The following is a 13,375-nucleotide window of genomic DNA, read 5'->3' on the forward strand; positions in this document are numbered from 1 at the left end:
GACACGGACAAGGTCACTCGTGGCGAATGGCAAGCCTATATGCCGTCCGGCGCCATATCAGGTCCAGCGCTTTCGGCGGCTGTCTTGCGCCGGCCGACGATCCGTTCGCGGTAAAGTGCGTAGAGGCCGGAGCAGACGATGATGCTGGCGCCGAGGATCATCGGCAGGTCAGGAACGTCGCCGAAGATGAACAGGCCAAGCAGGATCGACCAGAGCAGGGCCGTGTAGCGGAACGGCGCGATGAACGAGATGTCGCCCACCCGCATCGCCATGATGATGAACTGGTAGCCGATGACCACGAGCACTGCCGCCAATGCCAGGAACGCCGTGCTTTCCCCCGTCATCGGTGTCCATCCGCCCATCGGCAAAAGCAGCGCCGCGCCGAGCACGGTCATGGCGACTGCCGTGGTGGTCGACACCAGCAATGTCGGAATGGCTTGCGGTATCCGCTTGGTGGCGAGGTCACGCACCGCACAACAGGCGACACAGGCCAGTGCCAGCAGCGAATAGATGCTGAACCCCTCGAAGCCGGGCCGCACGATGATCAGCACGCCGGCAAAGCCGATGGCGATGGCCAGCCAGCGCCGCCAGCCGACGCCTTCCTTGAACACAAGTGCTGCGCCCATCGTCACCGCCAGCGGCAGCGCCTGCAGCACGGCCGAGACATTGGCAATCGGCAGATGGGCAAGGGCGATGAGAAACGACGCGGTAGCGCCGGCTTCGCCGATCACGCGTATCGCCACCATCGGCTGCAGCATCGAGCCGGGCAGGGCAAGCGCACCGCGTTGCCAGGCAAGCAGGCCTACGAAAAGCGAAGCGAAGGCGCCGCGGATCAGCATGACCTGCGCCATGTTCATGGATTCCGACGCGACTTTGGTGATCGCGTCGTTGAGGGTGAAACCACTCATCGCCACCACCATGAACAGTGCACCGCGAAGATTTGGGGAAAAAAGCAAAGGCGTTACCACTGTGGTCCTGCATCAAGCCTCTACCAGCCGGCGGCAAGACAGCAACGTCAAAGGGCTGGTCCACGGCCTCGGAGGCTCGTTACAACCTCCTCGCAAGAGCGGCAGGATTTATTTCGGCGGTGCGACCAGGAAGATCAGCCGCCGGTCACGCTCATGTGCCGCGATACCGACGGACGGTTGGTGCGGCGGTCGATGATGAAATCATGGCCCTTCGGCTTGCGGCCAATGGCTTCGTCGATGGCGTCGGCGACCAGTTCGTTGCCTTCGGATGCACGCAACGGTGCGCGCAGGTCGGCGGCATCTTCCTGGCCGAGGCACATATAGAGCGTGCCGGTGCAGGTCAGCCGGACGCGGTTGCAGCTTTCGCAGAAATTATGCGTCATCGGCGTGATGAAGCCGAGCCTGCCACCGGTCTCGGCGACGTGGACGTAGCGGGCCGGGCCACCGGTCTTGTAGGGGATGTCGGTCAGCGTGAACTGCCGCTCAAGTGCTGCGCGCAGCAGCGACAGCGGCAGATACTGGTCGGTGCGGTCGGCGTCGATCTCGCCCATCGGCATGGTTTCGATGACCGTCAACTCCATGCCGCGGCCGTGCGCCCAGCGCAGCATCTCGGGCAGCTCGGCGTCGTTGAAATCCTTCAGCGCCACCGCATTGAGCTTCACCTTCAGCCCCGCTGCCTGCGCGGCGTCGATGCCGTCCATGACCTTGTCGAGATTGCCCCAGCGGGTAATCTGGCGGAATCTTTCCGGGTCCCGCGTGTCCAGCGAGACGTTGATGCGCTTGACCCCGCAATCGGCGAGTTCAGCGGCAAAGCGCGAAAGCTGCGAGCCGTTGGTGGTCAGCGTCAGTTCTTCCAGAGCGCCGCTTTCGAGATGACGCGAAATCTGACGCACCAGATGCATGATGTTCTTGCGCACCAGCGGCTCGCCGCCGGTAAGACGCAGTTTCCTGACTCCCTTTTCAATGAAAACCGTGCATAGCCGGTCGAGCTCTTCCAGCGACAGCAAATCCTTCTTGGGAAGGAAAGCCATGTCCTCGGCCATGCAATAGGTGCAGCGGAAGTCGCAGCGGTCGGTGACCGAAACGCGCAGATAGCTGATCGTGCGACCAAAAGGATCGATCATGTCCATGCTGGTGCGTTTCCCGTGGCTGCGAACGGCTTCGTTATATATGGCTATGTGATACGATCCAACCAACCATTCAAGTCAAGAAGTTCCGATTCCTAAAGCGCGTCGCGTTCGACCGGCCTCATACGACGCGCTTTAGGTTGTTGTTTTATGCATGTCGTTATCGCAAAAACCGCTGCACAATTTTGCGCGACATGCATTAGGCAACATCACACCGCCGACAGATCGTGTCGGAAGTTTCGAAGCGGCCTTTTCCCGCTGCGCGAAGCGGCGTAGGGAAAGGACAGATGATGTGGAACCTATCACCATGACGGCGCCGAAGGAACTCAGGGTCTCGAAGGACCGCAGGCTGCTTACCGTAACGTTCCCTGGCCATCAGCCGTTCGAGCTGCCGGCGGAGCTGCTGCGGGTTGCCTCGCCATCGGCCGAAGTGCAGGGCCATTCGCCCGAACAGCGCGTGACCGTTCCCGGCAAGCGCAACGTTGCGATCCTGAAGATCGAACCGGTCGGCAACTATGCCGTCCGCATCACCTTCGACGATTTCCACGATACCGGCATCTTCACCTGGAATTACCTGCATACGCTGGGTCATGAGAAGGACGCACGCTGGGCCGCCTATCTCGCCGAGCTGGAAGAGAAGGGGCTAAGCCGCGATCGTTGAATGGTTCGGGCGGGACGCTTCGGTCAACGCAGGATCGCCAGTATTTCGCTGGTGTCGTAATAAAACGGCGTGCCTTCGATCAGCCGGTCATCCTTGAAGCGCAAGACTTCGGCAAATGGCTGTTTGATGGTTGCACCATTGGCCCGCGATGTCAGCGCAAGTGTGCAGCTCATGAATACCATGTCATCGTTTTGGGCGGCCTGAAGGCTTTCCACGGTCACGTCGCTCCAGATTTCCCGCACCTTGCGAAAAAGGGCGCCAACGCCGTCGAGGCCATTCCAGTCGCCGGCATAGGGCAGGGACTGCGGCTCATGCACGACAACTTCCGCGTGAAACGCGCTGGCAAGGATATCGAGGCTCTCCGACCCTGATTGCAGGAATCGCATCTCAGCCTCGAACATATTTTCGAGAAGTTCCAAGGCGGTACGTCGCCGATCGAAGGGTTTATCCATTTTCCGTCTCCGTTGCAGGATCGTGCTATCAACGTGGCTTACCCCTTAATATTGGGGGATCGACACCCGTTTCCAGACGGTCGAAATGAGGTGCAGCACGTGTCGTCAAGACGTCACGGAATTGGAGTAGCGGCTGCGGATACTCGGAGGCGAAAACATGTCCGTCATCACCACGGTCGAGCAGCTCGAAGCGCTCTATGGCCTGCCCGGCGAGACCTCGATGGTCAAGGAACTCGACCATGTGATCCCCGAATACGCCGCCTTCATCGAGGCCTCGGCTTTTGCCGCGCTCGCGACCAGCGGGCCGGAAGGCCTGGATTGCTCGCCGCGCGGCGATCTCGCCGGCTTCGTCCGCATCCATGATCCGAAAACCCTGATGATGCCGGACCGGCGCGGCAACAACCGTGCCGATTCGCTAAAAAACATCATTCGCGATCCGCGCGTCGGCCTGTTGTTCCTGGTCCCAGGCTGCGGCACGACGCTGCGCGTCAACGGCCGCGCCCACATCACCACGGATGCGGCGCTGTGCGCCTCGTTCAGCGTCGACGGCCGACCGGCGCGTTCGGTCACGGTCATCCATGTCGATTCGGTCTATTTCCAGTGCGCCCGCGCCATTGTCCGATCGGAACTGTGGAACCCGGCGAGGCATGTCGACCCGAAGTCGCTGCCGACACCCGGAAAAATCCTGGAAATAACCAGCCGGAAAGGCATCGACGGCAAGGCTTACGACAGGGAATGGCCGGAGCGCGCGAAAAAGTCGATGTGGTGAGTGGGTCGCTCCGCGAGCGCCATCCTTTGTTTGAGCATCGGATTTTCCCAAAACCGATATCCACCCCGGGGCGGGCTCGAGGGCGGGCTTTTGGGTCCGATGCTCCAGTCATGCTTCCTTGAGCACGTCGGCAATCTTTCGCATCTGCTCGCCGATCATGTCGCATTGCTCCGGCGTCGACTGGCTCATCGCTTTCTCGATCAGCGCCATGTGGACCTTCAGCGCCTGCATCAGCAGTTCCGTGCCGGCTTCGGTCAGGGTCAGGCGCAGCACGCGCTTGTCCTTCTGATCGCCTTCGCGGCGCAGCAGGCCGCGTGTCTCGAGTTGCGGCAAAAGCATAGTGATGTTGGAACGGCCGACCAGCAGCCGGCGGGCGAGATCGTGCTGCGACATACCGGGATGGCGGTAAAGGTTCATCAGCACGTCGAGCTGCGCCGGCTTCAGGTCCAGCGGCGCTAGCTTCACTGCCAGCGTGCGTTCCAGCGCATGGCAGGCGCGCGCCACCGCGACCCAGTTGCGAAAACGCGGGTTGTCCCAGGGCAGCTCTTGTTTAATGTTCATGTTTGAACTATTATGTTCATGCTTGAACGAATGGATGGATCGCCACTATGGCATCATTTGGATTGAAGGTCATCCGGGGCGTGTTTGCCGCCGCCGAACATGTGGCTCCCCGCCTGACCGGTCGCGCGGCATTCGAACTGTTCTGCCGCACGCCGAACGCCAAAATCCTCAGCGACGGCGAGCGGCGCGCCGTCGACCGCGCCGCCGGCTTCATGGCCGAGGCGCGCCATCATCGGCTGAAGACCAAAAACGGCTGCGTCATGGTGCATGAATTCAGGCCAGAGCCGGGCAGGCGGGCCGCCGGCACGGTGCTCGTCATCCATGGCTGGCGTTCGCGCACCGAATATATGCGCACGCTGATCGAAGCCTATCGAGACGCCGGCTACAAGGTTGTCTCGCTCGACCTGCCGGGCCACGGCCAGTCGCAGGGCCGCCGGCTCACATTGGTCAGCGCTGTAGAGGCCGCCCGACTCGCTGGCGAATGGTTCGGCCCGTTCGTGGCGGTCGTCGGCCATTCCTTCGGCGGTGCCGTCGCCGCCAATGCCGTCGTCGGTTCGGTCAAGGACGTTCCGCCGCTGGCGGCCGAGCGGCTGGTGCTGATCGCGGCACCGAGCTCGCTGCCGGAGATCTTCAACGATTTCAGCCGCATGCTCAGTGTCGGCCCACGCTCGCAGGCCGCCATGGCCGACCGGGTCGAACGCATCGCCGGCCGGCCGCTGCACGAATTCACCGGCGACCGCCAGCTTGCCAGCACGCCGGTGCCAACGCTGGTCATCCATGCGCCGGACGACCGCGAAGTGTCCGCCGACCATGCAAGGCTCTATGCCGGCGCCGGCGACCATGTGCGGCTGTACTGGGCCGATGGGCTCGGCCACCGCCGCATCCTCGCCGACAAGGGCGTGGTCGAGCGTGCGGTCGGCTTCGTTGCCGAACACCGGGAGCCGGTATCGCTGCATTAAACATCGGCGGCGTTTGTCACGTATTGCTGCCCGCCATCACCTTCCACGCTGCCAACGCACCGGCGACAGTCGCCAGCAGGGCTGCGTGCGACGCGCCGTCGCGCGCCTGGATCGACATGCCGTGCTGGACGGTCGCATAAAAGGTCGCCGCCGCGCCGCAGTCGAAATCTGCCGGAAATTCGCCTTCCGCCACACCACGTTCCAAGCGTTTCAGCAAGGCTGCGTGGCTTTCGGCGCGGCGGCGGCGCAGGTCATCGCAGATGGCGCCACGGCTTGAGTCCTGGTGCAGTGCGCCGAGCGCGATCAGACAGCCTTGTGGACGATCAGTCTGCGAATAGGCCTTGGCCGTCTGGCGCAGGAAACACTCGATCGCCTGGCGCGCCGTTGGCGCCTTTTCGAGTGCGGACCAGATATCGGTGCCCTCGACCTGCGTGTAGAACTCGACCGCTTCGAGGAAGAGCGCTTCCTTGCAGCCGAATGCGGCGTAGAGGCTGGGCGAGTTGATTCCCATCGCCGCGGTCAGGTCGCTCATCGATGCGCCCTCGTAGCCCTTGACCCAAAATACCTCCATTGCGCGCCGCAAGGCGGCGGTCCGATCGAAGGTGCGGGGGCGGCCTCGTTCAGGCATGGCATCCTTTCTGTGTTGATTGATACATAAAACTGTTGACGCACCCGAGCAAGGCTGGCAGATATTTATGTGTCGATCAGTACATAAAGGAGAAACAAATGTCATCACAAGGCTTGAACGGCAAGGTCGCGCTCGTAACTGGCGGCAGCCGTGGCATTGGCGCGGCGATTGCGCGAAGGCTCGCGGCCGACGGCGCCAGCGTCGCGCTCACTTACGTGAATAGCGAGGAGCAGGCCCGCGCTGTCGTCGGGGAAATCGCGGCAGCCGGCGGTCGCGCCATTGCCCTCAAAGCCGACAATCGCGACGCCGCCGCGATCCAGGAGGCGGTCTGCGAGGCAGTGAAGACCTTCGGGCGGCTCGACATCCTCGTCAACAGCGCAGGTATCTGGCGCGTCGCGCCAATCGACGAATTGCCGCTTGCCGACTTCGACGAAACAATGGAGGTCAATGTCAGAGCCCCGTTCGTGGCCTCGAAGGCGGCAGCCGTGCATATGGGCGAGGGCGGCAGGATCATCTCGATCGGCAGCAATTTGGCGGAGCGTGTCACCGACACCAGCCTCAGTGCCTACTCGGCCAGCAAGGCGGCATTGGTCGGCTTGACCAAGGCATTGGCGCGCGACCTCGGATCGCGGGGCATTACCGCCAACGTTGTTCATCCTGGCTCGACCGATACCGATATGAACCCGGCAAGTGGCCCGCACGCCGAACACCAGCGAGAGAAGATGGCGACGCCTCGCTTCGGCAAGGCTGAAGAGATCGCCGGCATGGTCGCCTGGCTGGCAGGTCCTGAAGGGCGCTTCGTGACAGGCGCCGCACTGACCATCGACGGCGGCGCTAACGCCTGACCCCGCGCGCTATTTGCCGGAACCGGAGCGGATCCAATTCGTTTCGGTTGCTACCGCTGTGAAACTGTTCTGCAACAGACCTTCTGAAATTTATGAAAGCTTAACGAAATCAGTATGAATCGGTGTAGTCGCGCCCTACATCCATGATGCGGTGGCGAGACCGTCAAGGGATGCGGAACGGGAGCCGGTTGCAGCCGGAGCGGGTGATTCGATGAAATTCCTCGGAAACAAAGCAACCGTGATGCCGCTTGCGGCGGTCGCGGCAATGCTGGCCTTCGGCGTGCCGCAGGCAGACGCGCAAGGGTTTTTCGAGAGGCTCTTCGGCGGTGGTGTCAGGCATTCGCCGCGAGCTGATTTCCCCCTGCCGCCATCAAGGCAGAAGCCGAAATACAAGCCATATGCAGCAGCGCCCGGTGCCTCTCGGATCCGCAGCCCGTCCTATTACACCTACAAGAGCGATCCGCTTGTGCGCGTCGACTTCTCGACGCTGACGGCAGCGCCGGAGCCGGCAATGCCACAGGACGCCGCATTCCAGCCATCTTCCGCCACCGGCGCGGCCTTCCGCGAAGCGATTGCCGGACTGGACGACTACGAGCTCTACGCCGAGAAAGACATCGCCAAGGCGCTCGTCGCCTATTACGCGGCCAATCCGGATTTCATCTGGGTGACGGGAGCCAGTGCCAACAGCCGCGCGCAAGATGCGGTCAGGGTGCTTGGCGAGGCGACGAGCTATGGCCTCACGCCGGCCGACTATACGGTTGAAGTGCCTGCCGCCGGCGCATCGACCGGCAGCGCCGATGCGCGGCTGAAGGAACTCGTCCGCTTCGAGATGGCGCTGTCAGCGCGCGTCTTGCGCTATGTCCACGACGCGCAAAGCGGCCGCGTCGATCCCAATCGCATCACCGGCTACTATGATTTCCCGGTCAAGCCGCTCGACATGGAAGGCGTGCTGAAAACGCTGGCACGCACCCAGCAAGTGCGCACCTATCTCGAATCGCGGCATCCGCAGAACGCCGAATATCAGGCGCTGCGCGTCGAACTGGAATCACTTCAGGCCAGCGTCGACGACGAGATCGTCGTCGATCCCAAGCTGTTGCTGAAGCCGGGGGAGACCAGCCCCGAACTGCCGAAGCTTCTGACGAAGATAGCGCGCAATCTCGACGACGAGATGGGCGGCGCCTATGGCGAGATATTGGCCCAACTCGCCACCAGCGAGGTCTATGCCCCGGAACTGGTGCCGGTCATCAAGGCGGTGCAGAAAAAGGCTGGCATGAAGGGCGACGGCGTCATCGGTCCGCGCACCGTCGCGGCGCTGGTCGGGACGTCCACGGCCGACAAGATTCAAAAGGTGCATGTCGCGCTGGAAGAGTTGCGCTGGCTGCCATCCGATCTCGGCAGCCCGCGTGTCTTCATCAACCAGCCGGCCTTTACCGCGAGCTACATCGAGAATGGCGAGGAGAAGCTGAAGACCCGAGTCGTCATCGGCAAGACCACCAACCAGACTTCCTTCTTTTACGACCAGCTTGAGCAGGTCGATTTCCATCCCTATTGGGGCGTGCCGCAGTCGATCCTCGTCAACGAGATGCTGCCGCGGCTGCGCAGGGATCCCGGCTATCTCGACCGCGCCGGCTACGAAGTGGTCAACGCGCGCGGCAAACGCATTCCCTCCTCCTCGGTCAATTGGGGCGCCTATGGCGCGAAGATACCTTATGGCGTGCGCCAGCTGCCGAGCGAGGCCAATGCGCTGGGCGAACTGAAGATCCTGTTCCCCAACAAGCACGCCATCTACATGCACGACACGCCGCAAAAGACGTTTTTCCAGCGTGACACGCGCGCGCTCAGCCATGGCTGCGTTCGTCTGCAGGATCCGCGCGGCATGGCGGCGGCCGTGCTCGGCACCTCGGTCGACTACATTGCGGAGAAGCTGAAGCACGGACATTCGACCGAAAAGGTGGCGCGCACGATCCCGGTCTATGTCGCCTATTTCACCGCCTGGCCGGACATGTCCGGCAAAGTCGAATATTTCAGCGACGTCTATGACCGCGACACGCGGCTGCAGCAGGCACTCGACAGCACGGAAGCGGTGCGCTCGCCGGCAAGCTGAGGATTCTAACGTAGGGAGAGCGGGCGCCGGAAGCCGGCCTCGCGCCCGGCAATCAGCCAGTAGACCAGACCGGCGACCAGGCCAGCGGCGGCGATGATGCCGATATCGGCCCAGCGCTCGGGGCTCAGGTCCTCCGGCGCGCTCGGCCAGATCAGGACGAAGCCGGCAGCCGCTGCTGCGGCGCCGAAGACCATATGCAGCCAAAAACTGCGCAGCGAAAACAATTCGGCGATCAGCGCGAAGATCAGCGTCTGCAGACCCGTCAGCATGATCGTCAGGAAATAGATCAACATGCCGAGGGGCGGCACGACCAGCGCCGCGATGGGGGAGACCCCCATGAGATCGAAATACGCCGGTGCATCAGGCAGCGAACTCAATGCACCATAGATCGTGGCCACGGCAATCAGTCCGACCAGCACCGCAACGAAATAGCCGGCGAGCATCATCAGAACGCGTTTCGCCACATGCTTTGCCGTCGCCATGCCCACCCCCGTGCGGCTCAATGATCACGCCGCAGTCAGCCATCAAAGGCGCATCGGCGCAAGGGGATGCCGAAAAGCGTGCGGGAACCGTCGCCCCAGTCATGGTGAAGCTACGCCGCCGCCCGCTTCCGAGGGATCGTCCCCAGGCTGCGCTGTAACCTGGTTGCCGGAATTATTCCCGGTTCCTTTGAGATAAGCCGGCCGCACGTATCGGCTGGGGGAAGATGGCCGCGATCTATTTGGGCTCGGCTGTCACCGGATCGTAGGTGATTTCGACCTTCGCCTTGTCGGTTGTGTAATACGTAACGGTGTAGGCGCCGCTGTCCCAGGCGACCTCGTCGACATAGCGAAAGTCGTCGCGCTGCTCGACCTTGGCGATTATCTCCGACAGTTTCCTGGCATTCTGCGGCGGCAACGGACTTCCGTCTGCGGCAAGGGCCGGTTCACCGAAAAAGAGAACTGCGACGCCTGTCGCCAAAACAAGTCTGAACATGGCTTTCCCTCACTTCTCGCAAAAGTAGAAACTCGCGGCCATGCAGGTTTGTTCCGGGTTCCGGAATGGACACCCGCGAATCTGCGCCGACGCATCTTGTTGTCGTTGCTCGTGCTAATGCGTCTGCAACTCACCTTCGTCGGGGAAGAGGTGGGCCAGGGCCGTGTCGAACGTGAGCTCCAGAGCGTCGCCCGGTTGAAAGACCTTGTCTTCATTGAAGGCCGCAATGAGTTCGCTGTTATCGCGAAGTGTCAGGTCGACGACCGTCTCGCTGCCCAAGCGCTCGGCATGTGCCACGATGCCATGCAGCAAGCCTTTTCCAGATTGCACCGGCCGCAGGTACTGCGGACGGACACCCAGGATGGCCTTGCCGTCTTTCCGGAAGGGGCGTCCTCTGGTCGCTACCCTGATCGGCTCCAGGGATTGGTTGCCAACCATTGCCGCTTCGCCATCGAGGTCGAGGACGTCGACGTCCAGGAAATTCATCGACGGGGCTCCCAGAAAGCCGGCAACGAACCTGTTGGCCGGCTCGTGATAGAGCTCCATCGGCGCTCCGATCTGCATGACTTGACCGTCCTTGAGGACGACGATCCTGTCAGCCAGCGTCATCGCCTCGACCTGGTCGTGGGTTACATAGATCATCGTTGTGCCCAGTTGCCTGCGCAGCCGACCGATTTCCATGCGCATGTCCATGCGCAGTGCGGCGTCGAGGTTGGAGAGCGGCTCGTCAAACAGGAATACGGCCGGTTTCCGGGTGATTGCGCGCCCGATGGCGACGCGCTGGCGCTGGCCGCCCGAAAGCTGACTTGGCCGGCGGTCGAGCAAATGTTCCATTTGCAGGATGCGTGCGGCCTCGGCCACCTTCTGCTGCTTTTCCTGCCTGGAAGCGCCCGCGATCGTAAGGCCGAACGCGATGTTCTCGCGCACGGTCATGTGCGGAAAGATGGCATAGCTCTGGAACACCATCGCAACACCGCGTTGCTTGGGCTGCAGCTGGTTGACCACCCGGCCTCCGATCTCGAGGGTGCCTTCGGTTATGTCCTCGAGTCCGGCGATCATGCGCAGCAACGTGGACTTCCCGCAGCCCGACGGTCCAACAAAGACGACGAACTCGCCGTCGTTGATGTGGATATCGACGCCTTTGATGATTTCGACGCGACCGAAGGATTTCTTGACGCCCTTGAGTGAGACCTCAGCCATGAGCGATGGCTCCCGTTTCCTGATTCATGTGCGGCAATTCGGGGTCTCCGATCGATTGGTCGGCCTTGAGGAATGGGGCTGACCGGCCGTCCCAGATCCACTGGCGTTTGAGCGCGAGAGCCATGCAGTCAGCCCTTCACGCCGGTCGAGGCGATCGACGCGATGAAGGCGCGCTGCAGCAACAGGTAGAAGACCAGCACCGGGACGGTGATAAGGGTGAGATAAGCCATGACTTCGCCCCAGGCGACGTTGAGTTGAAAGAAGTAGCCGAGGCCGACCATGACCGGGCGATAGCCTTCCTGCTGCACGACGATGAGCGGCCAGAGATATTGGTTGTACATGACGAGGAATTTCAGGATGGCGGCAGTCGCCAGTACCGGCCCTGAAAGCGGCATGACGACGCGATAGTAGACCTGCCACCAATTCGCGCCCTCCACCCGGCTTGCCTCGATCAGTTCGCCCGGCAGCCCTTTGAAATACTGCACGAACAGGAAGATCGTCAGTCCGTCGGCGATCCACGGAATGATCTGCACCCGGTAGGTATTGAGCCAGCCCCAATGCAGCCCATCAAGCCCGATCCAGGGCAGTTTCGAGACCAGGAGCAGGAGCGGGATAGCGATGGTCTCGAAAGGGATGATCAGCGTCGCGATCACGATCGTGAGCAGGACATCGCGCCCCTTCCACCGCAGGAAAGCAAAGGAGAACGCGGCCAGCGAACAGATCAGCAGCGAGAGAAGGACGGTCACCCCGGTGACCAGAACCGAGTTTAGGACGAACAGGCCGACAGGCGCCCGCCGGAACGCACCGAAATAGTTGTTGAGGCTGATGTCCCCGACGGGCAGGAATGCACGCAGGCTGGAAGTGTCCGCGAGAAGCTGACTGTCCGGCTTGAAGCTCGAGTTGATCATGAACACGAGCGGAAAGACGAAGATCAGCGCGATCAGGCACAGCACCAGATAGCGGACGAACAGCCTGAGGCCGTAATTGTCGGGATCGAAGGCCATCCTAACGCTCCCGTGTCAGCCAGCGCTGGATGAGTGAAATCGCCAGCACGATCGCGAACAGGATGACCGAGATGGTCGAGCCGCCGGAGATGTCCTGCTTGCCGTAGCCGCGCTCGACCGCCTGGAAGACGAGGGTCTGGGTGCTGTCGAGCGGACCGCCATTGGTCATCACGTCGATCTGGGCGAAAAGCGCGAAGCCCTGCATGGTGATCACGACAAGGACAAGCACGGCGGTGTTGCGCAGGCCCGGCCAGGTGACATAGCGGAAGGTCTGCCATCTCGAAGCCCCCTCGATGGCGGCGGCCTCGTAGAGCGTGGGGCTGATCGTCTGCAACCCCGCCAGCCAGATGACCATGTGGAAGCCGACGGCCTGCCAGATCGACATGGCCATGACTGCGGGCAGCGCCGTCGAGGGATTGCCGAGCCAGTCGACGGGCTGGAAGAGGCCGAAGGTGAGGGCCTGGAGGATGCTGTTCAACAGCCCGTTCTGGCCGTCATAGATGAACCGCCAGAGGAGCGAGACCACGACGATGGAGACCACCACCGGCATGAAGTAGATGGTCCGGAACAGGTTGATGCCCCTGACCTTGTGGTTGATCAGCAAAGCAAGCATCAGCGCGAGGCTGCCCTGTACCGGCGCCACGACCAGGACGAACAGGAAGGTGTTTACCAGCGCCTTCATGAACACAACGTCGCTGGCGATGACGATCATGACGTTTTCGCCGGACTGCCAGCGAAACCACTCGCGCATGCCGCGATACTGAGGATAGTCGTCGCTACGGGTGATCTCACGCAGGCGGGGATACTGGATTTCGCCGGCCTCGTTTCGGACCACTTCGCCAGCATCGTCGCGCTCTGGCTTGAGGGTCACCACAGCAAGGCCCAGGAGCTGCTGATAGTTTTCCAACCCGACGAACTGGGTCGGGTTCGGTGACAGCAGCCGCTGATTTGTCAATGACAGACCGATCGCGAAGAAAAACGGCAGCACGATGAATGTGAAGATAAGTGCGAAGCCCGGCAGGACGAATGTCCAGCCCGCCCGGTTCGACAGGGTTAGCTTCGACGCCATTTGCGGTATCCGCCCAGCAAGCCACAGAGGGTGGAGTCCGCGGCTGGCGAGGA

Annotated in this window: 15 protein-coding genes; 5 read left to right on the forward strand and 10 right to left on the reverse strand. The window is 62.0% G+C overall.

Going from position 1 to position 13,375, the window contains the following annotated elements; all coding sequences use genetic code 11:
• Window positions 1–35: 35 nt before the first annotated feature.
• Together AC0L2K_RS17560 and moaA are read right to left on the reverse strand one after the other, a co-directional pair.
• Window positions 36–956, reverse strand: a complete 921-nt coding sequence (locus tag AC0L2K_RS17560) for a DMT family transporter (RefSeq protein ID WP_287241942.1) — start codon at window positions 954–956, stop codon at window positions 36–38.
• Window positions 957–1,102: 146 nt separating this feature from the next.
• Window positions 1,103–2,098, reverse strand: a complete 996-nt coding sequence (gene moaA, locus AC0L2K_RS17565; RefSeq protein WP_473531933.1) for a GTP 3',8-cyclase MoaA — start codon at window positions 2,096–2,098, stop codon at window positions 1,103–1,105.
• A gap of 304 nt (window positions 2,099–2,402) precedes the next feature.
• Here moaA and AC0L2K_RS17570 point away from each other — a divergent pair, with 304 nt between their 5' ends.
• Window positions 2,403–2,756, forward strand: coding sequence for a gamma-butyrobetaine hydroxylase family protein (locus tag AC0L2K_RS17570; RefSeq protein ID WP_023801862.1), 354 nt, complete (start codon window positions 2,403–2,405; stop codon window positions 2,754–2,756).
• 23 nt (window positions 2,757–2,779) lie between these two features.
• Here AC0L2K_RS17570 and AC0L2K_RS17575 read toward each other — a convergent pair whose 3' ends face one another.
• Window positions 2,780–3,208 (reverse strand): nuclear transport factor 2 family protein, encoded by a 429-nt coding sequence (locus tag AC0L2K_RS17575; RefSeq protein ID WP_473531934.1) that lies wholly within the window; start codon window positions 3,206–3,208, stop codon window positions 2,780–2,782.
• A 157-nt stretch (window positions 3,209–3,365) separates the two neighbouring features.
• On the opposite strand from AC0L2K_RS17575, the gene AC0L2K_RS17580 reads away from it, so the two are divergent.
• Window positions 3,366–3,977, forward strand: a complete 612-nt coding sequence (locus AC0L2K_RS17580) for a pyridoxamine 5'-phosphate oxidase family protein (protein WP_473524361.1) — start codon at window positions 3,366–3,368, stop codon at window positions 3,975–3,977.
• A 108-nt stretch (window positions 3,978–4,085) separates the two neighbouring features.
• Here AC0L2K_RS17580 and AC0L2K_RS17585 read toward each other — a convergent pair whose 3' ends face one another.
• Window positions 4,086–4,538: a MarR family winged helix-turn-helix transcriptional regulator gene (locus AC0L2K_RS17585; protein WP_128172525.1), complete on the reverse strand. Its 453-nt coding sequence runs from the start codon at window positions 4,536–4,538 to the stop codon at window positions 4,086–4,088.
• A gap of 47 nt (window positions 4,539–4,585) precedes the next feature.
• On the opposite strand from AC0L2K_RS17585, the gene AC0L2K_RS17590 reads away from it, so the two are divergent.
• On the forward strand, window positions 4,586–5,497 hold the full coding sequence (locus AC0L2K_RS17590) for an alpha/beta hydrolase (protein ID WP_473531935.1): 912 nt from the start codon (window positions 4,586–4,588) through the stop codon (window positions 5,495–5,497).
• Between the two features lie 16 nt (window positions 5,498–5,513).
• Here the strand turns inward: AC0L2K_RS17590 and AC0L2K_RS17595 are convergent, their stop codons facing one another.
• Complete coding sequence (locus AC0L2K_RS17595) at window positions 5,514–6,125, reverse strand: TetR/AcrR family transcriptional regulator (protein ID WP_473531997.1); 612 nt, start codon at window positions 6,123–6,125, stop codon at window positions 5,514–5,516.
• Between the two features lie 98 nt (window positions 6,126–6,223).
• Between AC0L2K_RS17595 and AC0L2K_RS17600 the strand changes: the two genes are divergently transcribed.
• Both AC0L2K_RS17600 and AC0L2K_RS17605 read left to right on the forward strand, forming a co-directional pair.
• Complete coding sequence (locus AC0L2K_RS17600) at window positions 6,224–6,970, forward strand: 3-oxoacyl-ACP reductase family protein (RefSeq protein WP_473531936.1); 747 nt, start codon at window positions 6,224–6,226, stop codon at window positions 6,968–6,970.
• A 211-nt stretch (window positions 6,971–7,181) separates the two neighbouring features.
• Complete coding sequence (locus AC0L2K_RS17605) at window positions 7,182–9,074, forward strand: L,D-transpeptidase family protein (protein WP_473531937.1); 1,893 nt, start codon at window positions 7,182–7,184, stop codon at window positions 9,072–9,074.
• Window positions 9,075–9,079: 5 nt separating this feature from the next.
• Here the strand turns inward: AC0L2K_RS17605 and AC0L2K_RS17610 are convergent, their stop codons facing one another.
• The 5 genes from AC0L2K_RS17610 to AC0L2K_RS17630 all read right to left on the reverse strand — a co-directional run bounded on the left by AC0L2K_RS17610 (window position 9,080) and on the right by AC0L2K_RS17630 (window position 13,322).
• On the reverse strand, window positions 9,080–9,556 hold the full coding sequence (locus AC0L2K_RS17610; RefSeq protein ID WP_473531938.1) for a hypothetical protein: 477 nt from the start codon (window positions 9,554–9,556) through the stop codon (window positions 9,080–9,082).
• Window positions 9,557–9,791: 235 nt separating this feature from the next.
• On the reverse strand, window positions 9,792–10,049 hold the full coding sequence (locus AC0L2K_RS17615; protein WP_473531939.1) for a PepSY domain-containing protein: 258 nt from the start codon (window positions 10,047–10,049) through the stop codon (window positions 9,792–9,794).
• 114 nt (window positions 10,050–10,163) lie between these two features.
• Window positions 10,164–11,249, reverse strand: a complete 1,086-nt coding sequence (locus tag AC0L2K_RS17620; protein WP_473531940.1) for an ABC transporter ATP-binding protein — start codon at window positions 11,247–11,249, stop codon at window positions 10,164–10,166.
• Between the two features lie 128 nt (window positions 11,250–11,377).
• Complete coding sequence (locus AC0L2K_RS17625) at window positions 11,378–12,253, reverse strand: carbohydrate ABC transporter permease (RefSeq protein WP_128169529.1); 876 nt, start codon at window positions 12,251–12,253, stop codon at window positions 11,378–11,380.
• Window position 12,254: 1 nt separating this feature from the next.
• On the reverse strand, window positions 12,255–13,322 hold the full coding sequence (locus AC0L2K_RS17630; RefSeq protein WP_473531941.1) for a carbohydrate ABC transporter permease: 1,068 nt from the start codon (window positions 13,320–13,322) through the stop codon (window positions 12,255–12,257).
• Window positions 13,323–13,375: the final 53 nt, after the last annotated feature.

Source organism: Mesorhizobium sp. WSM4817 (genome assembly GCF_055811135.1).